The sequence below is a fragment of the Paludibacterium flexuosum genome (assembly GCF_037076605.1).
Lineage (GTDB): Bacteria > Pseudomonadota > Gammaproteobacteria > Burkholderiales > Chromobacteriaceae > Paludibacterium.
Map to the genome: position 1 here is coordinate 1,556,181 of NZ_AP029060.1, position 19,934 is coordinate 1,576,114.

Consider the following 19,934-nt stretch of genomic DNA (forward strand, 5'->3'; position numbering starts at 1 on the left):
GGCCTCCCGGTATGCATTAACGACGACGGAAGGTCATGCGCAGCAGGGTTTCATCCTTGAGCACCACATGGTGCCAGAGTGCCGCGAGCGCATGCACGCCCACCAGGAAATAAACCGCATTGCCGAGAAACTCGTGCACCTCCTTCACCGTGCCGCGCAGGGCCGGATCAGGATTGACCAGATGGGGCAGTGCCCAGCCAAACAACGCGACTTCGCGTCCACCCGCCTGAGAAAACACCACGCCCGTGATGGGCAACAGGAACATCACCAGATAAAGCAGGCCGTGCAGGGCACTGGCGGCGGCCGTCTGGAGACGAGGACCAATCGGCGCCGGGCCACCAAGGCTGATGCGCGAAGCGACGCGCACCACGGCAAACAGCAACACCAGCAGACCGGCATCAATGTGACTGCTGCGCAGCAGATCACGCATCGGCGTACCCTTCGGCCACCAGTCGCGCATTTCGATGAACAGCAGTGCAGCGGCGAACAGCAGGAACATCAGCCAGTGCAGCACGATGGATGCCGGATGATAGTTTTGACGGACCATAATCTCCCCTTTGCATGTCAAGACGGCCGAGCATAGCCCGACCGTCTTAAGCTTATATTATTTGATCAGGCTTCAACGACCGGGATCTTGCCGATGCGGGCACGCCATTCGGCCGGACCGGTCTGGTGCACGGCCTGGCCACAGGAGTCGACGGCCACCGTGACCGGCATGTCCTTGACCTCGAACTCGTACACTGCCTCCATGCCCAGTTCCGGGAAGGCCAGCACCGTCGAGGCCTTGATAGCCTTGGAAACCAGGTAGGCGGCACCGCCGACCGCCATCAGATAGACCGCCTTGTTGTCGCGGATGGCCTCGATGGCTGCCGGGCCGCGCTCGGACTTGCCTACCATGCCCAGCAGGCCGGTTTGCTCCAGCATCTGGCGCGTGAACTTGTCCATGCGGGTGGCGGTGGTCGGGCCGGCCGGACCAACGACTTCATCACGAACCGGGTCGACCGGGCCGACGTAATAGATGAAGCGATTGGTGAAGTCCACCGGCAGTTTTTCGCCGCGGTTGAGCATATCGGTCATGCGCTTGTGGGCGGCATCGCGACCGGTCAGCAGCTTGCCGTTGAGCAACAGGGTTTCGCCCGGCTGCCAGGAGGCCACTTCTTCGCGGGTGATGGTATCCAGATTGACGCGACGGCCTTTGGAGGCATCGAAGGTCAGCGAAGGCCAGTCTTCCAGTGACGGCGCCGCCAGTTTTGCCGGGCCGCTGCCATCCAGATGGAAGTGCACGTGGCGGGTGGCGGCGCAGTTGGGGATCATGGCGACCGGCAGCGAGGCGGCATGGGTCGGGTAATCCATGATCTTGACGTCCAGCACCGTGGTCAGACCACCCAGCCCCTGGGCGCCGATGCCCAGCGCATTGACCTTCTCCATCAGCTCCAGCCGCAGCTCTTCGACGCGGGTCAGGGTCGCGCCGCTGGCGGCCTTGTCGCGCAGCTCGGCGATGTTCACCGGTGCCATCAGCGACTCCTTGGCCATCAGCATGGCCTTTTCCGGCGTGCCGCCGATACCGATGCCCAGAATGCCGGGCGGACACCAGCCGGCACCCATGGTCGGCACGGTCTTGATGATCCAGTCGACCAGCGAGTCCGACGGATTGAGCATGACGAACTTGGCCTTGTTCTCCGAGCCACCGCCCTTGGCCGCACAGGTCACTTCGATGCCGTCACCGGCGACGATTTCCATGTGAACCACCGCCGGGGTGTTATCACGGGTGTTCTTGCGCGCGCCGGCCGGATCGGACAGCACCGAGGCCCGCAGCTTGTTGTCCGCGTCGGTATAGGCACGACGCACCCCTTCGTTGACCATCTCCTGCACGCTCAGGGTGGCATCCCACTGGACATTCATGCCGACCTTGAGGAAGACCAGGGCAATGCCGGTATCCTGGCACAGCGGCCGGTGACCTTCGGCACACATACGGCTGTTGATCAGGATCTGTGCCATGGCATCGCGCGCGGCGGGGCTTTCTTCGCGCTCGTAGGCTTCGGTCAGGGCCTTGATGTAGTCAACGGGGTGGTAGTAGCTGATGTACTGGAAGGCATCGGCGATGCTCTGGATAAAGTCATCCTGGCGGATAAGGGTCATGGGGCTTTCTCGCAGTTCAGATAGACTTGAAATGAGGCCGCACGGCAGCTGGCGCGTGGCCGGTCAATCCCGGATTGTAGCACCATGCGCCAGGCACGGCGCCGCTTCGTCTTGCGTTCGTCATGCGTTTTTTGCATTCAGGGATACGCGCATTCATGCCAAGAGAATGGCATGCCGTTCACGGTGAGGGCAAAAGCCCGCTATGCTGGAAGCATCCTCCTCTGATGGATGTGGTATGAACCGCTTTGATTTCACCGCCCCGCCCTTTGACAGCCTCACGCCGGCCGAGCGTCAGGAGCTCGAACAGAGCGCGGATATCGTCTATTTCGCCGCGGACAGCCTGATCATGGGTCCCGGACAGTCTATTGATGCCCTGTATGTGGTGATCAAGGGCGTGGTCTGCGAGCTGGCCGACGAAGAGGTGTTGTCGCGTTATCGGCAGCAGGACAGCTTTGATGCCCGAGCCATGGTGGCGGGTCAGGGACCGCATCGCTTTGTCGCCGAAGAGGAGTGCCTGCTGTTTGCCCTGCCCCGTGAACAGGTGCTCTCGCTGACCGAGCGCAATCCGGCTTTTGGTGCCTATTTTTACTCCAGCGTGTCGAAAAAAATGGGCGCACTGGCCCAGCGTACCGGAACGCGCGAGTTGCAGACCCTGCTGACCGCCACCGTGCGCGATGTCGGCTGCCGGTCGCCGGTGTTTGTCGAGGGCAGCCAGAGCATTCGCGATGTCGCCGCCACCATGAAGCAGCAACGCAGCAAATCGGTCCTGGTGCGGGAAGGCAGCCGGCTGGGGATTTTCACGACCACCGATTTTCGCGACATCATTCTGGAGGGCGTGCCGGTCGAAGCTGCGGTGGCCGAGCATTGCCAGTTCGAGCTGCTGTGTATCGACATTGATGATTTCCTGTTTGACGCGCTGCTGCTGATGACGCGCCGCAATCTGCGGCGCCTGGTCGTCCGGGAGCAGGGCGAACCGGTCGGCCTGCTGTCCCAGGTCGACGTGTTGTCCTATTTTTCCAACCACTCGCACCTGATCGCCCAGAGGCTGGAGCGTGCCGGCAATCTGGAAGAGCTGGCCCAGGCCGCCGGCCAGATCACGCGCCTGGTGCAGATCCTCTCCGGTCACGGGGTCCGCCCGCCGCAACTGGGGCGGTTGGTACAAACGCTTAACAGCCGCCTGTTCAGCCGGACCTGGCAACTGCTGGCGCCGGCCGAGCTGTTTCAGGCCAGCTGCCTGCTGGTGATGGGGTCGGAGGGCCGTGGCGAGCAGATTCTCAAGACCGACCAGGACAATGCGCTGCTGCTGCCGGATGAGACCGATTTTCCCATGCTGGAAGCGGTCTGCGAGGCCTTCTCGGCAGCGCTGGCCCGCTTTGGCTACCCGCCCTGCCCCGGCAAGATCATGGTCAACAACCCGGACTGGCGCCTGACGCGCCAGGCGCTGCGCGAGCGCATCCGTCAGTGGATCAATCAGCCCAGTGGCGAGGGCATGTTGCAGCTGGCGATCTTTGTCGACGCCGAGGCGATCTGCGGCGACAGCCACCTGCTGCAGGAAGGACGTCACTATCTGCAGCGCCTGCTGAAGGATGACGCCGGCTTCCATGCCCGTTTTGCCCTGGCAATCGAGCAGTTCGATACTCCGCTCGGTCTGTTTGCCAAACTGCAGACCCGTGAGCGCGATGGGCGGGAATGGCTGGATTTGAAAAAGGGCGGGATTTTCCCCCTGGTACACGGCCTGCGGGCCCTGGCGCTGGAGCACGGCATCGAGGAGCCTTCGAGTCAGGCGCGTGCCACCCGTCTGGCAGCCGCCGGACATCTGGACCCGACACTGTCCAGCGACATTCAGGAGGCCCTGTCTTTCCTGCTGCAACTGCGACTGCAACATGGTCTGCAACAGCTGGAGCGTCAAATGCCGGTCGACAACCTGATCGAGCCCGCCGCCCTGTCGACCCTGGAGCGCGACTTGCTCAAGGATGCGCTGGCGGTGGTCAAGCGCTTCAAGACCCATCTGCGTCACCACTACCGGCTGGGGAGTCTGTGATGCTGCGCGCCCTGCAACAGGCATGGCGCAGGCGGCAAGTGAATGATCCGGCCTGGCTGCGCCTGTTCGAGGAACATGACAGCGAATGTGTCAGCCTTGACTGCGAGACCACCAGTCTCAATGTGGCAGAGGCGGAGTTGCTGTCGATCGGTGCCGTCAGGGTACGCGGCAACCGCATTCTGTGCAGCGAGTCGCTGTCGCTGCTGGTACGGCCACAACAACCGCCGGGCAAGGAAAACATCCAGGTGCACGGCCTGCGGCCCTGCGATGTAGATCAGGGCTTTCCGGCAGAAGAAGCCGTGCTGCGGCTGCTGGACTTCATCGGGGGTCGCCCGCTGCTGGGCTATTACCTCGAATACGATGTGGCCGTCCTCAACAAGGTGGTGAAGCCCCTGATCGGCTGCACGCTGCCGCAGCGACAGATTGAGGTCTCCGGCCTGTACTACGACTACAAGCTGCGGCAGCATCCGGAAGGCTATATTGACCTGCGGCAGGCACAACTGCATGCCGAACTGGGCGTGCCGCAATGGCCGCGCCACGACGCCCTGAATGATGCCATCAGTGTCGCCATGCTTTACCTGGCACTACGCCAGCGCGGAGCCGGCTGAGTCGATTCTGCTGTTCACGCCAGATTGTGCTGACTCTCGGCTGCATCGCCAAACTTTTCCCGTTTCGGGGCAGTCATCCCCTGATCGGCCCGAACGGGCCATTTCCCGAGCCTGTTGAAAGAACGCGGCCAGCATGATGCCGGCCGGTTCGGATCACGGCCATGACACCATGCCAGTACCCGATTCTCCTCTCTTTCGCCCGCAGGCCGTGGCGGCACAGGCGGAACAGTTGCTCGGCCGTCCGAGTGGCCTGTTGCCGGTTCGCACAACCCTTCTGGTCTACCTGCTGGCGGCATTGGCCACCCTGACCCTGGCCTGGCTGTACGCCAGCAGTTATACCCGGCGCGTGACCGTCAGCGGCGATATCCAGCCGGGGGATCAGGTCTTGCGGCTCTATCCGGCACAATCGGGGGTGGTGCTGCAACGTCACGTACAGCAGGGCGAACGCGTGCAGGCTGGTCAGTTGCTGTTCACCCTGAGTGCAGAGCGCCACAGTGACGGCAGCCCGACCCAACAGCGTATCAGTGCCGCCCTGCAGGCACGGCTGCAATCGCTGCACGCCAGCATGGCCGCCGGCAAGCGTCTGGGCGCACTGCAGCTATCCGACCTGCAGCGCCGTCTGACACTGCTGGGCGCGGAAGCCAGCCGCGCCGAACAGGAGAGCGCCCTGCTCAGGCAGCAGCTCGAGCTGGCGCGCCAGACTCAGCAACGCTTTGCACAACTGGCCAGCGCCGGCTTTGTCTCGACCGTGCAACAACAACAAAAAGAGCGCGAGCGACTGGAGGCCGAGCGCCAATGGCAGGCGCAACAGCGACTGTTGACTACCCTGCAGCGGGATCGGGCCGCCCTGCTGGCCGAACTGCATGCCCACCCCCTGCGCGAGCTGGATCAACAGCTGAGCCTGGGCCGGGCGGCAGAGGCGCTGGCACAGGAACTGGCCCAGCATCAGGCCGGGCATCGATGGCAAGTCCTGGCACCGCGAGCCGGGGTACTGGCCGCCATCAATGCCACGCAGGGCGCACCAGTCAGTCCCTCCCTGCCGCTGGGCCTGCTGGTGCCGGCCGATGCCGGCCTGGAGGCCCATCTGTATGCCCCCAGTCGGGCCATCGGCTTTATTCGGCCCGGCACCGCGGTCAAGTTGCGGCTGGATGCCTTTCCCTACCAGAAATTCGGCCATGTCCACGGCACGGTGCTGACGGTGGCCCAGTCGGCGCTGCAACCACAGGAAATCGAGGGGCAGGGCCAAAGCCGCGAAGCGCTGTACCGCATCCGTGTCCGGCTGCAAGGCAATACCATCCGCGCCTATGGCCAGCCCATGCCGCTGTTGCCGGCCATGCGTCTGGAGGCCGATCTGTTGCTGGATACCCGTCGCCTGTACGAATGGGCGCTGGAACCCCTCTACAGCGTGAGTGGCAAATGGTGAGCCTGCCTCGCGACTTACTCAGGCAGGCGCGTCTGCCACTCTATCTGCAAAGCGAGGCGGCCGAATGCGGGCTGGCCTGTCTGGGCATGATTGCCGCCTATCATGGCCATCGCGCCGACCTGCCTTCCTGGCGGCAGCGTTTCACCACTTCGCTCAAGGGCGCGACCCTGGCCGATCTGATCCGCATGGCCGACCAGATCGGGCTGGCGGCACGCGCCTTGCGGCTGGAGCCGGCCGAAATGGCTCAGTTGCCCTTACCCTGCATCCTGCACTGGGAAATGAATCATTTCGTGGTGCTGGCCGGGGTCGACCGGCACGGGGTATGGCTGCACGATCCGGCACAGGGCCGGCGCCGGCTGAACTGGCAGGAGGTCGACCGCAGCTTCAGCGGTGTGGCGCTGAGTCTGACCCCGACCGAGACGTTCCGCCCCCTGGTGCAAGCGCAGCGCTTTCCCTGGCGACAGTGGCTGTCGGGTTTCGACGGACTCGCGCATGCCGTGCTGCAGGTGTTCGTGCTGGCCTTGCTGCTGGAGTTGCTCGGGCTGCTGGCGCCGCAATTCACCCAGTGGCTGATCGACGGCGTGCTGCTCAGTGCCGATCAGGAGATGCTGCACGTGCTGGTCAGCGGCTTTCTGCTGGTGCTGCTGGGCGAGGTCGGTATCGCGGCATTGCGCGCCTGGAGCGTGCTGCACATCAGCCACACCCTGGGTCTGCACTGGCATCTGAGAGTATTCCACCATCTGTTGCGCCTGCCGCTGTCCTACTTCGAGAAGCGTTTCATCGGTGATATCAGCGCTCGGTTCGGCAGTATCGCCGCCATCCAGAAAACCCTGACCAGCCAGTGCATCGAGGCGGTACTGGACGGACTGCTGGCCCTCGGCACCGGCACCCTGATGCTGCTCTATAGCCCGCCCCTCGCGCTGATTTCGCTGGCCAGCCTGGGCGGCTATGCACTGCTACGCTTCCTGGGCCAGCGCCCGCTGCGCGAACGTCACGAACGAGAAATCGTACGCCAGGCCCGGCAGGAAGGACATTTTCTGGAGAGTCTGCGCGGCATGCAGGCGATCAAGCTGTTTCAGCGCCAGGCAGAACGGCAATCGGTGTGGAGTAATCTGCTGGTCGAGCAAATCCATGCCGCGATGCAGACCGATCGCGCAGACATTCTCTACCGCAGCCTGCAGCGCCTGCTCAGCGGGCTGGAGTACGCCGCCCTGCTGTGGTTTGGCGCCGGACTGGTGCTCACCCAGCAGTTTTCCGTCGGCATGTTCATGGCCTTTGCCGCCTATGCCGCCCAGTTTTCGCAGCGTACCAAGGGATTGATCGACAAGGGGGCGGCGCTGGCCATGCTGCGCCTGCAAGGCGAAAGACTGGCCGATATCATCCTTTGCACGCCCGAAGCTGAAACACTGCCGGGATCTTCCCTGCCCGCCAGTACCAGCATCGAGTTGCGCGATGTCTGGTTCCGACATGATGAGCAGTCACCGTGGATTTTGCAGGGGGTGAATCTGAGGATTGCCGATGGCGAGTCCGTCGCACTGACCGGCCCGAGCGGCTGCGGGAAAAGTACCCTGCTGAAATTGCTGCTCGGCATGCTGACACCAACACGTGGCGAAATGCTGATCGGCGGGGTGCCCTGGACGCAGATCGGCACTCACGGCGTACGCACGCTGTGTGGCACGGTAATGCAGGATGATCAGCTGTTTGCCGGCTCGTTGCTCGACAACATCACCTTCTTCGACCCGAGTCCGGATATCGCGCGGGCGGAACACTGCGCCCGGCTGGCGGCCATCCACGATACCCTGGCGGCGATGCCGATGGGCTATCACACGCTGTGCGGCGACATGGGGTCGGTGCTGTCAGGCGGACAGAAACAGCGCCTGTTGCTGGCGCGGGCCCTCTACAAGCAACCGCGCATCCTGTTGCTGGACGAAGCAACCAGCAGTCTGGACACCCCACTGGAACAGCAGGTCAACCAGGCGGTGGCCACCCTGAAGTTGACCCGGCTGATCGTGGCACACCGACCGGAAACCATCGCTTCGGCCGATCGGCACGTGATGCTCGGGGTGGACATGCCGGCCGACACGACCGACGCTCAGATCCCGCCGGTAAGCTGATACATCTGTCCCGGATGCCACAGCACGGCCAGCGATGCCACCTGCCGTTCGGTACGCGTGGTACGAAACACCACCAGACAGGGCTCTCTGGTACTGATGGACAGCCGAGAGGCGATGTCCTTGCCGGGCAGACGTGCCTCAACCGCATATTGCGCCCCGATCAGCGGCGCCACCATCGACAGATAGGCGCTCGGGGTCTGCTGCCTGAAACTTTGCTCAAGATAATGTGGCGCGACGGAGGGATTGACCAGACGGTCTTCGACCTGAATCGGCACCGCGTTCTCGCGATGGACAATCAGGGAGCGGAACAAGGGTTCGCCGGGTTCGATGCCGAACAGGGCCGCCTGTTCAGCCGTCGCCGTCACCGCCTCGAGCAACAGCAGCTCACTGTCGTGGTGGTGACCGCGCTCGGCGATTTCGTCGGCAATATTGCGGATTTCGAGCAGCGAGGTATGGACGCGGGGGGGCGCCACATAGGTGCCGGAGCCGCGCCGGCGGACCAGCACGCCGGCCTGGGTCAGGTCCTGCAGGGCGCGATTGACCGTCATGCGCGCCACACCAAAATCACGGGCCAGGGTCTGCTCGGGCGGAATCGCCTCCCCCACTCCCCACTCGCCGGCGGCAATGCGCTCCAGCAGATCCTGTTTGATCTGCTGATAGCGGGGCGTAGCATTTTTGTCAGCGGATGTCATTGTCTTGAACCAAATTTGTCTATACAGCTTCTCAAGTCGGATCGACTCACCTATATTAGTCTATACAAATCACGACATGGAGGAGAACCAATGTCCCGCACCGATTCCCGTTTCGACCCGTCGCGCCAGATCCGCGCCCCGCGTGGCAGCGAACTGTCCTGCAAAAGCTGGCTGACCGAAGCCGCCTATCGAATGATACAGAACAATCTGGACCCCGAGGTGGCGGAAAACTCGCAAGCGCTGGTGGTGTATGGCGGCATTGGCCGTGCTGCACGCAACTGGGAGTGCTATGACCAGATTCTGGCCACACTGCGCCGTCTGAATGATGACGAAACCCTGCTGGTGCAGTCCGGCAAACCGGTCGGGGTCTTCCGCACCCATGCCGATGCACCGCGGGTGCTGATCGCCAACTCCAATCTGGTGCCGCACTGGGCCAACTGGGAGCATTTCAACGAGCTGGATCGCAAGGGGCTGATGATGTATGGCCAGATGACGGCCGGCAGCTGGATCTATATCGGCACCCAGGGCATTGTGCAGGGTACTTACGAAACCTTCGCCGAAGCCGGCCGGCAACACTATGGCGGCGATGGCAACCCGTGGCAGGGCCGCTGGATCCTGTCCGCCGGCCTGGGTGGCATGGGGGGCGCCCAGCCACTGGCCGCCAGCTTCGCCGGCGCCACGTCGCTGATGATCGAGTGCCAGCAGTCGCGCATCGATTTCCGCCTGCGCACCCGCTATCTGGACAAACAGGCACGCGATCTTGAGCACGCGCTGGAACTGATCGCGCACCACACCAGCCGTGGCGAGGCCATTTCCATCGGCCTGCTGGGCAATGCCGCCGAAATACTGCCTGAGCTGGTTCGCCGCGCCAGAGAAGGCGGCCTGAAGCCGGACCTGGTGACCGACCAGACCTCGGCCCATGACCTGATTCACGGCTATCTGCCGGCCGGCTGGACGGTCGAGCAGTGGCTGGAAGCACAAAAGGATCCGGCGCGTCACGACAGCCTGCGCCAGGCTGCAGCCCAGTCCTGCGCCGCCCATGTTCAGGCCATGCTGGACTTCCAGACCATGGGCATTCCGGTCACCGACTATGGCAACAACATCCGCCAGGTCGCCTTCGACCAGGGGGTAAAGAACGCCTTTGATTTCCCGGGTTTTGTCCCCGCATATATCCGCCCCTTGTTCTGCGAGGGCAAGGGCCCGTTCCGCTGGGTGGCCCTGTCCGGCGATCCGGAAGACATCAAGAAAACCGACGACAAGCTGCGCGAACTGTTCCCGGAGAACAAGGCCCTGCATCGCTGGCTGGATATGGCAGAAGAACGCATTGCCTTCCAGGGCTTGCCTTCCCGTATCTGCTGGCTCGGACTGGGTGAGCGCCACAAAGCCGGTCTGGCCTTCAACGAGATGGTGGCACGAGGCGAGCTCAAAGCACCGATCGTGATCGGCCGCGACCATCTGGACACCGGCTCGGTAGCCAGCCCGAACCGCGAGACCGAATCCATGCGCGATGGCTCGGACGCCGTCTCCGACTGGCCGCTGCTCAATGCCCTGCTCAACACCGCCGGTGGCGCCACCTGGGTCTCGTTGCACCATGGCGGCGGCGTCGGCATGGGCTTCTCGCAACATTCGGGGGTGGTGATTGTCGCGGATGGCAGTCAGGGCGCCGCCCAACGCCTGGAACGTGTATTGTGGAACGACCCCGGCACCGGCGTGATGCGTCACGCGGATGCCGGCTATGACATCGCCCAAGACTGCGCGCGCAAGATGCATCTCGATCTGCCGATGCAGGGAGACAAGTAATGCGTACCCTGACTCTGAAACCGCAACAACTGACCCTCAAAGACCTTCGTGCCATCTGGCAGGGAGAAGTACAACTGGCGCTGGACCCGGCCGCCTGGCCGGCCGTGGAGGCCTCGCATGCCGCCGTGGCGGCCATCGTGGCGCGCGGCGCGCCGGCATATGGCATCAATACCGGCTTCGGCAAGCTGGCCAGTACCCAGATCGAAAATGCCCAGCTGGCCCAACTGCAGACCAACCTGATCCGCTCGCATTCGGTGGGGGTCGGTGCACCGATGGAAGACCGGGTGGTACGGCTGATTCTGGCCACCAAGATTGCCAGCCTGGCCCGCGGCGTCTCCGGCATCCGTCGTTCGGTGCTGGAGAGCATGCTGGCCGCCTATAACGCCGGCATTGTGCCGCTGATTCCGTCCAAGGGATCGGTCGGCGCCTCCGGCGACCTGGCACCGCTGTCTCACATGACCCTGGCGCTGATGGGCGAAGGCCGGGTGCGGGTCAACGGCGAAGAAATGCCCGCCGACGCCGCGCTCAAGGCCGCCGGCATCACCCCGATTGCGCTGGCGGCCAAGGAAGGTCTGGCGCTGATCAATGGCACTCAGGCTTCGACGGCGCTGGCGCTGCAGGGGCTGTTCCTGGCTGAACGAGTCTTTGCCTCGGCCATTGCCGCCGGCGCCCTGACCGTCGACGCGGCCAAAGGATCGGATGCGCCGTTTGACGCCCGTATCCACGCCGTGCGTGGCCAGCCGGGCCAGATGGCCGTGGCGGAGCACTATCGCGAGTTACTCGCCGGCTCGGCCATCCGCCAGTCGCATCTGGTCGGTGATGACCGGGTGCAGGATCCGTATTCCCTGCGTTGCCAGCCCCAGGTGATGGGTGCTTGCCTCGACCTGATGCGCCAGGCTGCCCGCACGCTGGAAATCGAAGCCAATGCCGTCTCGGACAACCCGCTGATCTTCGAAGAGCAGAACGGCCACATCGTGGTGTCCGGCGGTAACTTCCATGCCGAACCGGTCGCCTTCGCCGCCGATACCCTGGCCCTGGCCATCGCCGAAATCGGTGCGCTGTCGGAGCGTCGCATTGCGCTGCTGATCGATGCCAGCCTGTCCAAGCTGCCGGCCTTCCTGGTGCCGAACCCGGGCCTCAACTCCGGCTTCATGATCGCCCACGTCACTGCCGCGGCACTGGCCTCGGAAAACAAGTCACTGGCGCACCCGGCCAGCGTCGACAGCCTGCCGACCTCAGCCAACCAGGAAGACCATGTCAGCATGGCCACCTTTGCCGGACGCCGGCTGACCGACATGGCGCAGAACACCGCCCACATCGTCGGCATCGAGCTGCTGGCAGCAGCCCAGGGCATTGATTTCCAGCGCCCGCTCAAGAGCTCGGATAAACTGGAAGCAGTGCATGCGCAGTTGCGTGCCGAAGTACCGTTCTACAGTGAGGACCGCTATCTGGCCCCCGATCTCAACGCGGCGCAACAGATGGTGCTGTCGGGCAAGTTCGATTTCGCCGCCCACCACCTGCTGCCCTCAATCGAATAGTGGAGCGCCATGAACCCCAAACCGAAACTTGCCTGCAGCGGCTTCAACCGGGACCACTGGCACGGACGCTGTGATCAGGAAGAGTCCGGCTTTGCCCGCCGCTGGCATGAAGAAATCAGCGAAGTGAACGACACCCGTCCGGGTGTCGCGCTGGTCGGCTTTGCCTGCCATGCCGGCGTCGTTCGCAACCACGGACGCGCCGGGGCCGAGGCCGGCCCGCGCGCCCTGCGCCGGGCACTGTCCAATGTACCGCTCAGCGGCCCCTGCGCACTGTACGATGCCGGCGACGTCTTTTGTCACGGCGACCAGCTGGAAGCCGCGCAGGAAGCCTTTGCCCATAGTGTCAGCCACCTGCTGGTCAACGGCCACCGTGTCATCGGGCTGGGCGGCGGGCATGAAATTGCCCTGGCCAGCTTCTCCGGCCTGCTCAATGCCTGCCAGCAAGGCGGCGAAGCCAGACCGAAAATCGGCATCGTCAATTTCGACGCCCACTTCGACCTGCGCGCCGGAGCACGGGGCAGTTCCGGCACGCCCTTCCGGCAGATCAGCGAGCGCTGCGCCCGGGATGGCGTCGACTTCAACTACCACTGCTTCGGCATTTCCCGCTTTGCCAATACCGCGGCGCTGTTTGCACGGGCGCGCGAACTGGGGGTGCAGTGGCGCGAGGACGAACAGCTGACCCTGCTGGACCTGCCGGCGGCACAGGCAGAATTGCAGGCGTTCGCCGCCTCGGTCGACCATCTCTACCTGACCATTTGTCTGGACGTGCTGCCGCCGGCGCTGGCGCCCGGCGTCTCGGCACCGGCCGCTCGCGGCGTCGAACTGGCGGTGCTGGAGCCGCTGCTGGACACGGCGGTGGCCAGCGGCAAGCTCAAGCTGTTCGATCTGGCCGAGCTGAATCCGGAGCTGGATCAGGACATGCGTACCGCGCGGATTGCCGCCCGCCTGGCGGCCAGGGTCATGGAGGGCTGGAGCCACCATGACGCGTGACGGAGTCATCGACAATGTCAATCTGGCCACCTTCGATGCGGCAGGTTACGGAGAAATGAAGGAAGCGGCCATCGCCTGGCGGGATGGCCGCATTGCCTGGCTCGGGCCACAGGTCGAACTGCCGGGCGAATTCATGGACCTGCCGCATTACCACGGCCAGTCGGGCTGGCTGACGCCCGGGCTGATCGATTGCCACACCCATATCGTCTACGCTGGCAACCGCGCCGGCGAGTTCGAAGCACGGCTGCATGGCGCCAGCTATCAAGAAATTGCGCTGCGCGGCGGCGGAATTGCTGCCAGTGTGCGTGCCACCCGGGCCGCCAGTGAGGAACAATTGCTGGCACAGAGCCTGCCCCGCGTCGATGCCCTGCTGTCCGAGGGCGTCTGTACACTGGAAATCAAATCGGGTTACGGGCTGGATCTGGCCAGTGAGCGGCGCATGCTGCGGGTGGCACGACGGATCGGCGAAGAACGGCCGGTCAGCATCCGGACCACCTTTCTCGGCGCACATGCCCTGCCACCGGAATTCGCCGGTCGCGCCGACGACTACATCGATCATCTGTGTCAGACCATGCTGCCGGCCCTCGCGGCCGAAAAGCTGATCGACGCGGTCGACGCCTTCTGTGAAAACATCGCCTTCTCGCCAGCTCAGGTCGAGCGCCTGTTCAGCACGGCACGCCAGCTTGGCCTGCCGGTCAAGCTGCATGCCGAACAACTGACCAATCAGGGCGGCGCGGCCCTGGTCGCCCGGCACCAGGGGTTGTCAGCCGACCATCTGGAATGGCTCGATGCAGACGGAATCGCCGCCATGCGCGAGGCAGGGACTGTGGCCGTACTGCTGCCCGGGGCCTTCTACTTCCTGCGCGAAACCCGCCTGCCGCCTGTCGAGGCGCTGCTGGCAGCCGGCGTGCCGATTGCGCTGTCGACCGACTGCAATCCTGGTACCTCGCCACTGACCTCCCTGCTCACCACCGCCAACATGGGGGCCGTGCTGTTCCGGCTGACACCCCAGCAGGCGCTGGCCGGCATTACCCGCCATGCCGCGCACGCGCTGGGACTGACAGACCGAGGGCGACTGGCCGTCGGCATGCGGGCCGATCTGGCACTCTGGGATATCCAGTCGCCGGTGGACCTGGTCTACCACCTCGGCCAGCGACCATTGCGCGCCTGCTGGGCCGATGGCACCTTGCGGCCAGCCTCATGACACTGCGCCGGTTCGGGCCAGCCGATTTTCGCCGCATGCCCTGGAAGAACGGCGGCGGCGAAACCCTGCAACTCGCGATCTGGCCGCCAGAAGCCGATCTGGAGGACTTCGACTGGCGCATCACCAGTGCCAGTGTCAGCAGCGACGGTCCGTTTTCGACTTTCGTCGGCATCGACCGCTCGCTGGCGGTACTGGCCGGCGGAGACTTGCTGCTGAACATCACCGACCCGGCAGGGCGTCTGCCGCAGCGTGTCCTGCTGCACCCCGGCGAGCAACTTGACCAGTTTGCCGGCGAAGTACCGATTGTCAGCCAGCGCCGGCAAGGCCGCCTGCTGACCGACTTCAACGTCATGACCCGACGCGATCGCTACCGGCACCAGCTGCAGAAACTGCAACTGGATGGCAGCCTGTCGCTGAGCGAGACCTCCTGGATGGTGTATCTGACTGATGGCTGCCTGTGTGCCGGAGCGCCGCCACAGACCATTGGGCAGGGTGAGCTGCTGTGGGGACAGGGCCCGGCCATCCTGCAAGGCAGGGCGGAAGGCTGGCTGGTGCGTCTGATCGCGCTGTCTGCCGGCCATCCCTGAACGCCATGGGCTGCCGTGCTACTTGAACTCGAACAGCGGGTGCCCCTGCCACATCTGCATCAATAGCCGCGGGCTGAGCGCATCGTGAATGGCCGGCAGCGTCAGGGCCAGCGAGGCGCCGACAAAGTCGGGCAGAAACTGCTGCATGCGCGACAGATCCAGCCGCAAGTCCAGATCGCGAAAGGGAAAGAATTCGCGCGCCTGCAGCTTGCGCCGCGCGGTATCGACCATGATCACCTCGGGCTGCAGATCCGCCACACCAGCCAGCAGCGCCACATAGTCGATGATGCGCATCATTCCCTGCTGCGAACCGCAATTGAGCACCAGGAACCCGGTCGGCAACTTGTGCAGCTGATCAATGATGCGCGCAACCTCGCCTACCTCAATGAAATGCAGCCAGGTATTGCCTTCGTTGGGCATGTAGATCGGCTTGCCGGCATGCATGCGGCCCCATAACAGGGTTTCCCGCTCCAGCGGATTGCCCTGACCATAGAGATAGGGCGGGATCAGCACGCTGACCCGACGGCTGCTGCGATGGGCCTGTACCTGATAATAGGCATCAATCTCTGCCTTTTCCCTGCCGTAGCTGCCCCAGGCGCTGCCACCATTGCGCAGCATGACCTCCCGGTACGGGGCCCGGGCTTCATCGGCATAGACCGAGGCGGAACTGATATGCACCCAGTGCCCGACATGGGGCGCCAGGATTTCCCAGGCCAGACGCGCCTGCGTCAGGGTATAGCAGCAGGTATCAATGAGCAGATCGGTATCCGCCAGCTGGGGGGCCACGGCCTGGAGTGCGTGCGGATCATGGCGATCCGCCACCAGTTGACGACATTTGTCCTGCGTGCGTCGGCCACGGTTGACCAGCGTGACCTCATGCCCTCTTTGCGAAAAATATCGGGCAATGCGTTTGCCGAGAAACACGCTGCCGCCAAGGATAGCGACCTTCATGCAACATCCTGCTCCAGATTCTGAGAAACCGGCCAGGCAGAGGCATGGCCGGGCATAGACCATACCATTTGCATGTAAATTTCGCCTCCGCGAGAATACTTAGCTGGAAGACAGTTCAGTAAAGACAAGAAATCGGAAAAAAAGCAAAAACTCTAATTAAATATTGAATACCGTCGAAATAAAACATTCATCATGACCCGTGCAGGCCAGATGCGGCGACCAAGACGGTACTCAAATGATCGGAGAATCAGCAAGACGGGCGTAAAGCAGATAGTCGCGGGGGACACCGCGCACACGGCGGAAATGGCGCAACCGGCCTTCCAGGACAAAACCGCATTTTTGCAGAACACGGGCGGATGCCGGATTGCTCTCCAGCACTGTACCCTGGATGCGCCCATAGCCGCGCAGCCGGAACCCCCACTCAGTCACGGCCTGGCAGCAGGCGCTCGCCCAGCCTTTCCCCCAGGCCTCTGCTGCGAACTCATAGGCAATTTCCGCCGTGCCATGGTGCGAGGAAATCGTGTGAAAGCCGATGGTGCCGACCAGCGCCTGGTCGGCTTGCCGCAGCACGGCAAAACGGATCGGAGAATCCGGCGTGGTGGCCAGGCAATCCTGCACCAGAGGATCGAGATCGCGACTCGAGGCCAGGGCCCAACTGGTGTGCCTGGTCACTCGCTCGTCCGACAGCAGACGGAACCAGGCATCGATGTCGCGGGGGGCCAGCTGCCGCAGACACAGCGCATCACAGACTGGCACGGGAGGCTCATGAATCAGCATTTCCCCCCCCGGCGCTGGTCGGCGTGCCCTGATGAAAACGCATTTGCCAGCCTTGCGGCCCCTTGAGCCACAAAGAGCTGCGCAGGGTATGACGCCCCACATGCCCCTGCTCATCCCGCTCACTGGAACGGTAGGTCAGCAGCGCAGCGGTTTCGGTCGCCCACTGCAGGGCAAAATCACAGGCCACGATCTCTCGGCGGCCAGAGGCCCCCGACAGCCAGGGCAAGGCCTCAACTCGCCGCACCAGGCCGCCGGAGCGGCCAAACTCGAGAAAATCGCCATGCAGCAAGGCGGCCAGCACTCCCGGCTGCGCCGGATCCTCTGGCCGATGCAAGGCACACTCCAGAGAGGAGAGCAGGCTCAGCAACGTTTGATCAGTCATGCAGGCAAGCTATCACATGACAACAACATTGCAAACCCACCCTACCCGACTACAAGCGGAAACGCGATACGCTCTCCTGCAGGGTATGAGACAGTTGCTCCAGACTGGCGACCTGGTCGGCGGTGCGCGCCATGGATGCCCGGGTCTCTTCGACCCCCGAAGCAATCATCTCGACCTGCTGGGCGATGCTGGAGCTGGCCAGACTTTGCTCCCGGGTAGAAGCCGCCACATCCTGCACTCGGGCCAGGGCCAGCTGCATGCCACTGCGGATCTGCTGCAGCAGCTGGGCCGTGCCGTTCGACAGCTCAACCCCCTCATCCGCCTGCGGTACCGAACCTTGCAGCATGACCACTGCCGTCTGGGTTTCCTGCTGGATGCCGTGAATCATTTGCTCGATTTCCACCGTGGCGCGTGCGGTGCGTTCAGCCAGACCGCGCACCTCGTCGGCCACAACCGCAAAGCCACGCCCCTGCTCGCCGGCCCGTGCCGCCTCAATGGAGGCATTGAGCGCCAGCAGATTAGTCTGGGCAGCAATCTCCTTGATCACGGCGGTAATGGTGCCAATCTGATCGGCCCGGGAGACCAGACCACTGACGCTCTCGGTGGCGCCCCGCGAGGTCGTCAGCACTTCCTGAATCTTGCTGACCACCGACAGGGCGCGTTCCTCACCACTTTTCGCCTGCTCGGCGGCTGCCTGGGAGTCCCCTTCGCTGTCCCGGGCATTGTCGGCAATATGATTGACGGCAACCGTCATCTGCTCCATCGCGGCAGCCATCGAACTGACGCTATCGGCCTGATGCCCGGCCATGGCCAGGACCCGGTTGGTTTCGGCGGCCACCGTGGACGCACTCTGTTCCAGGCCAGCCGAAACCTGCCCCAGTTCACGCACCAGCGATGCCAGCCCCTGCAGCATCAACTTGAGATTTCCCAGCACACTTTGGTCTCCGCCCTTCACCTCGAAGTCGGTCGACAAATCTCCCGCTGCGGCACGGCGCATGATGCCCATCAGTGCCAGGGGCTCGCCCCCCAGCTGGCGAACGATGCTGCGCGACGCCACCACCCCGGCGGTACCGGCCAGCAACAGACTGATCAGGATACCGATACCGTAGCGCGTGGCTTCGGCATACAGCATCGCGTTGACATCATCAACATACACCCCGGTGCCAATGGCCCAGTGCCACTCCGGCACGGCCTGGATATACCCCAGTTTTTCCAGCGGCACATCGCTGCCGGCACGAGGGAACCAGTAGGACAGATAACCGGAGCCCGGCCCGGTCGCCGTGGAGACAATGGCATCCCAGAGCTTGAACCCCTTGACGTCGGTCTTGCCGAGCATGACCTTGCCTTCCAGCTTGGGATTGCCGGACACCATGACGGCACGCCCGTCAAAGTCGTAAATAAACACGTAGTTGTTGCCATCGTAGTGCAGGTCACGCAGGGCTTCGCGTGCCTGGCGCTGAGCCTCGGCCTGAGTCATCTTGCCGGCTTGAGCCTGCTTGACATAGAAATTGGTGATCCCGGCGGCACCATCGACAATATTGCGGATACGCACGTGATGAGCATTCAGCTGCGATTCACGCATATTCATCAGGGCGAAGGCGGCGAAAGCCAGCAAACAGACAAAGGCAGTCATCAACGCCAGACCAAGACGTGTCCGGACATTCATGTGATCGAGTCGGCTCATGAACTCCCCTCCAGGGGTGGAATGGTAGAGACGGATACAGACAGGGGCTGTTTTCTATATAGGTTGTTCTGTGCCGCACTGCTGCTTGCACCCTTTGAATATGATCGGTTTAGATAGATTGAGACTTGCGCCAACACAAGAAACGGGCCGTTCTAAGCACAGACCAACAAATCACTTGCAACTAGACGACCGGTCTAGTACATTAGCCTCCATCTCTAGACGACCAGTCTAATCAAATACTTCCGGAGCCTGCATGAACCCGACACTTGCACAAATGCACCAGCACCACAGCGTGCGCAGCTATCAGGACAAACCCATCGATCCGGCGTTGCTGGATGCCATTCTCGACGCGGCCTGGCATGGGCCGACATCAATCAATGGCCAGCAAGTCTCGCTGGTGGTCGTACAGGATGCCGCACGGCGCGCCAGAATTGCCGACATTGCCGGTGGCCAGCCTTGGATTGCCCGGGCCCCGGTCTTTGTCGCCGTCGTGATGGACTTCCACAAGACCGCCGTTGGCGCCGAGCTGGCGGGTGAATCCCAGGCCATCCACAACAGCGTGGAAGGTTTTGCCGTCGGCGCCGTCGATGCCGGCATTGCGCTGGGCAACCTGATGACCGCGGCCCGTTCGGCCGGCCTGGGCGTGGTGCCGATTGGCGGTATTCGCCGCGATCCGCAGGCCATGATCGAATTGCTGGATCTGCCGCCGCGCACCCTGGCCATTGCGGGGGTGGTGATCGGCCATGTCGAGCAGGATGGCAGCGTCAAGCCGCGCCTGCCGCGTGTCAGCTTCGTCCACCACGAACGTTACGACAGCAGCGTGATTGCCCCGTCGATCCGCGCCTATGACGAGACATTGCAACAGTATTGGCAATCGCAGGGCCGTCTGGATGGACAACCTTGGTCGGTCAACACCGCCCAGACCTACAAAACGGTTTACTTCCCGCTGACCGCCGTGGTGGCGCGCCAGCAGGGTTTCGGTTTCGATCAATAATCCGAAAGGA

General features: G+C 63.3%; 17 protein-coding genes. 10 read left to right on the plus strand and 7 right to left on the minus strand.

Annotation, left to right across the window (positions count from 1 at the left end; genetic code table 11):
• Window positions 1-16: 16 nt before the first annotated feature.
• Window positions 17-547: a cytochrome b gene (locus AACH39_RS07355; protein ID WP_215781463.1), complete on the minus strand. Its 531-nt coding sequence runs from the start codon at window positions 545-547 to the stop codon at window positions 17-19.
• A 65-nt stretch (window positions 548-612) separates the two neighbouring features.
• Window positions 613-2,139, minus strand: a complete 1,527-nt coding sequence (locus tag AACH39_RS07360; RefSeq protein WP_338621203.1) for a fumarate hydratase — start codon at window positions 2,137-2,139, stop codon at window positions 613-615.
• A 235-nt stretch (window positions 2,140-2,374) separates the two neighbouring features.
• Here AACH39_RS07360 and AACH39_RS07365 point away from each other — a divergent pair, with 235 nt between their 5' ends.
• The 4 genes from AACH39_RS07365 (at window position 2,375) to AACH39_RS07380 (ending at window position 8,325) form a co-directional block, all read left to right on the plus strand.
• Window positions 2,375-4,180: a putative nucleotidyltransferase substrate binding domain-containing protein gene (locus AACH39_RS07365; RefSeq protein WP_338621204.1), complete on the plus strand. Its 1,806-nt coding sequence runs from the start codon at window positions 2,375-2,377 to the stop codon at window positions 4,178-4,180.
• Complete coding sequence (locus AACH39_RS07370) at window positions 4,180-4,788, plus strand: 3'-5' exonuclease (RefSeq protein ID WP_215781448.1); 609 nt, start codon at window positions 4,180-4,182, stop codon at window positions 4,786-4,788. The genes AACH39_RS07365 and AACH39_RS07370 overlap by 1 nt, the downstream gene beginning before the upstream one ends.
• Window positions 4,789-4,957: 169 nt before the next feature.
• Window positions 4,958-6,211 (plus strand): HlyD family efflux transporter periplasmic adaptor subunit, encoded by a 1,254-nt coding sequence (locus AACH39_RS07375; RefSeq protein WP_215781446.1) that lies wholly within the window; start codon window positions 4,958-4,960, stop codon window positions 6,209-6,211.
• Entirely contained in the window at window positions 6,205-8,325 is a 2,121-nt protein-coding gene (locus AACH39_RS07380) for a peptidase domain-containing ABC transporter (protein WP_215781435.1), read from the plus strand. The genes AACH39_RS07375 and AACH39_RS07380 overlap by 7 nt, the downstream gene beginning before the upstream one ends.
• On the opposite strand, the gene hutC is transcribed toward AACH39_RS07380, so the two are convergent.
• A complete protein-coding gene (hutC, locus tag AACH39_RS07385) occupies window positions 8,304-9,017 on the minus strand; it encodes a histidine utilization repressor (RefSeq protein ID WP_215781433.1) in 714 nt (237 codons plus the stop codon). The two genes, AACH39_RS07380 and hutC, sit on opposite strands and share 22 nt — an antisense overlap.
• Window positions 9,018-9,107: 90 nt before the next feature.
• On the opposite strand from hutC, the gene hutU reads away from it, so the two are divergent.
• From hutU to AACH39_RS07410, 5 genes are read left to right on the plus strand one after another with little or no spacing between them, the layout of a single operon-like run.
• Complete coding sequence (gene hutU, locus AACH39_RS07390) at window positions 9,108-10,817, plus strand: urocanate hydratase (RefSeq protein WP_338621205.1); 1,710 nt, start codon at window positions 9,108-9,110, stop codon at window positions 10,815-10,817.
• The gene (gene hutH / locus AACH39_RS07395; protein WP_215781428.1) at window positions 10,817-12,355 is read left to right on the plus strand and encodes a histidine ammonia-lyase; all 1,539 of its coding nucleotides are present in this window, start codon (window positions 10,817-10,819) and stop codon (window positions 12,353-12,355) included. Before hutU ends, hutH begins: the two co-directional genes overlap by 1 nt.
• A 9-nt stretch (window positions 12,356-12,364) precedes the next feature.
• Entirely contained in the window at window positions 12,365-13,345 is a 981-nt protein-coding gene (hutG, locus tag AACH39_RS07400) for a formimidoylglutamase (RefSeq protein ID WP_215781426.1), read from the plus strand.
• Window positions 13,335-14,549 carry an imidazolonepropionase gene (hutI, locus tag AACH39_RS07405; RefSeq protein ID WP_215781424.1) on the plus strand — a complete coding sequence of 405 codons (1,215 nt, stop codon included), beginning with the start codon at window positions 13,335-13,337 and terminating at the stop codon, window positions 14,547-14,549. The genes hutG and hutI overlap by 11 nt, the downstream gene beginning before the upstream one ends.
• Complete coding sequence (locus tag AACH39_RS07410) at window positions 14,546-15,136, plus strand: HutD family protein (RefSeq protein ID WP_338621206.1); 591 nt, start codon at window positions 14,546-14,548, stop codon at window positions 15,134-15,136. The genes hutI and AACH39_RS07410 overlap by 4 nt, the downstream gene beginning before the upstream one ends.
• Before the next feature lie 18 nt (window positions 15,137-15,154).
• Here AACH39_RS07410 and AACH39_RS07415 read toward each other — a convergent pair whose 3' ends face one another.
• From AACH39_RS07415 to AACH39_RS07430, 4 genes are all read right to left on the minus strand, one after another.
• The gene (locus AACH39_RS07415; protein ID WP_338621207.1) at window positions 15,155-16,087 is read right to left on the minus strand and encodes an NAD-dependent epimerase/dehydratase family protein; all 933 of its coding nucleotides are present in this window, start codon (window positions 16,085-16,087) and stop codon (window positions 15,155-15,157) included.
• A gap of 231 nt (window positions 16,088-16,318) precedes the next feature.
• Window positions 16,319-16,843 carry a GNAT family protein gene (locus tag AACH39_RS07420; RefSeq protein ID WP_338621208.1) on the minus strand — a complete coding sequence of 175 codons (525 nt, stop codon included), beginning with the start codon at window positions 16,841-16,843 and terminating at the stop codon, window positions 16,319-16,321.
• A 7-nt stretch (window positions 16,844-16,850) separates the two neighbouring features.
• A complete protein-coding gene (locus tag AACH39_RS07425) occupies window positions 16,851-17,246 on the minus strand; it encodes a DUF4440 domain-containing protein (protein ID WP_338621209.1) in 396 nt (131 codons plus the stop codon).
• A gap of 49 nt (window positions 17,247-17,295) precedes the next feature.
• Complete coding sequence (locus tag AACH39_RS07430; protein ID WP_338621210.1) at window positions 17,296-18,930, minus strand: methyl-accepting chemotaxis protein; 1,635 nt, start codon at window positions 18,928-18,930, stop codon at window positions 17,296-17,298.
• Between the two features lie 253 nt (window positions 18,931-19,183).
• On the opposite strand from AACH39_RS07430, the gene AACH39_RS07435 reads away from it, so the two are divergent.
• A complete protein-coding gene (locus AACH39_RS07435; protein WP_215781410.1) occupies window positions 19,184-19,924 on the plus strand; it encodes an NADPH-dependent oxidoreductase in 741 nt (246 codons plus the stop codon).
• Window positions 19,925-19,934: the final 10 nt, after the last annotated feature.

Bases quoted from the DNA above. Each gene is read 5' to 3' on its own strand.
- AACH39_RS07375 (WP_215781446.1), top strand. From the start codon at position 4,958: ATGCCAGTACCCGATTCTCCTCTCTTTCGCCCGCAGGCCGTGGCGGCA.
- hutG (WP_215781426.1), top strand. From the start codon at position 12,365: ATGAACCCCAAACCGAAACTTGCCTGCAGCGGCTTCAACCGGGACCAC.
- hutI (WP_215781424.1), top strand. From the start codon at position 13,335: ATGACGCGTGACGGAGTCATCGACAATGTCAATCTGGCCACCTTCGAT.
- AACH39_RS07425 (WP_338621209.1), bottom strand. From the start codon at position 17,246: ATGACTGATCAAACGTTGCTGAGCCTGCTCTCCTCTCTGGAGTGTGCC.
- AACH39_RS07415 (WP_338621207.1), bottom strand. From the start codon at position 16,087: ATGAAGGTCGCTATCCTTGGCGGCAGCGTGTTTCTCGGCAAACGCATT.
- hutH (WP_215781428.1), top strand. From the start codon at position 10,817: ATGCGTACCCTGACTCTGAAACCGCAACAACTGACCCTCAAAGACCTT.
- hutU (WP_338621205.1), top strand. From the start codon at position 9,108: ATGTCCCGCACCGATTCCCGTTTCGACCCGTCGCGCCAGATCCGCGCC.
- AACH39_RS07355 (WP_215781463.1), bottom strand. From the start codon at position 547: ATGGTCCGTCAAAACTATCATCCGGCATCCATCGTGCTGCACTGGCTG.
- AACH39_RS07430 (WP_338621210.1), bottom strand. From the start codon at position 18,930: ATGAGCCGACTCGATCACATGAATGTCCGGACACGTCTTGGTCTGGCG.
- AACH39_RS07435 (WP_215781410.1), top strand. From the start codon at position 19,184: ATGAACCCGACACTTGCACAAATGCACCAGCACCACAGCGTGCGCAGC.
- AACH39_RS07370 (WP_215781448.1), top strand. From the start codon at position 4,180: ATGCTGCGCGCCCTGCAACAGGCATGGCGCAGGCGGCAAGTGAATGAT.
- AACH39_RS07410 (WP_338621206.1), top strand. From the start codon at position 14,546: ATGACACTGCGCCGGTTCGGGCCAGCCGATTTTCGCCGCATGCCCTGG.
- hutC (WP_215781433.1), bottom strand. From the start codon at position 9,017: ATGACATCCGCTGACAAAAATGCTACGCCCCGCTATCAGCAGATCAAA.
- AACH39_RS07365 (WP_338621204.1), top strand. From the start codon at position 2,375: ATGAACCGCTTTGATTTCACCGCCCCGCCCTTTGACAGCCTCACGCCG.
- AACH39_RS07380 (WP_215781435.1), top strand. From the start codon at position 6,205: ATGGTGAGCCTGCCTCGCGACTTACTCAGGCAGGCGCGTCTGCCACTC.
- AACH39_RS07360 (WP_338621203.1), bottom strand. From the start codon at position 2,139: ATGACCCTTATCCGCCAGGATGACTTTATCCAGAGCATCGCCGATGCC.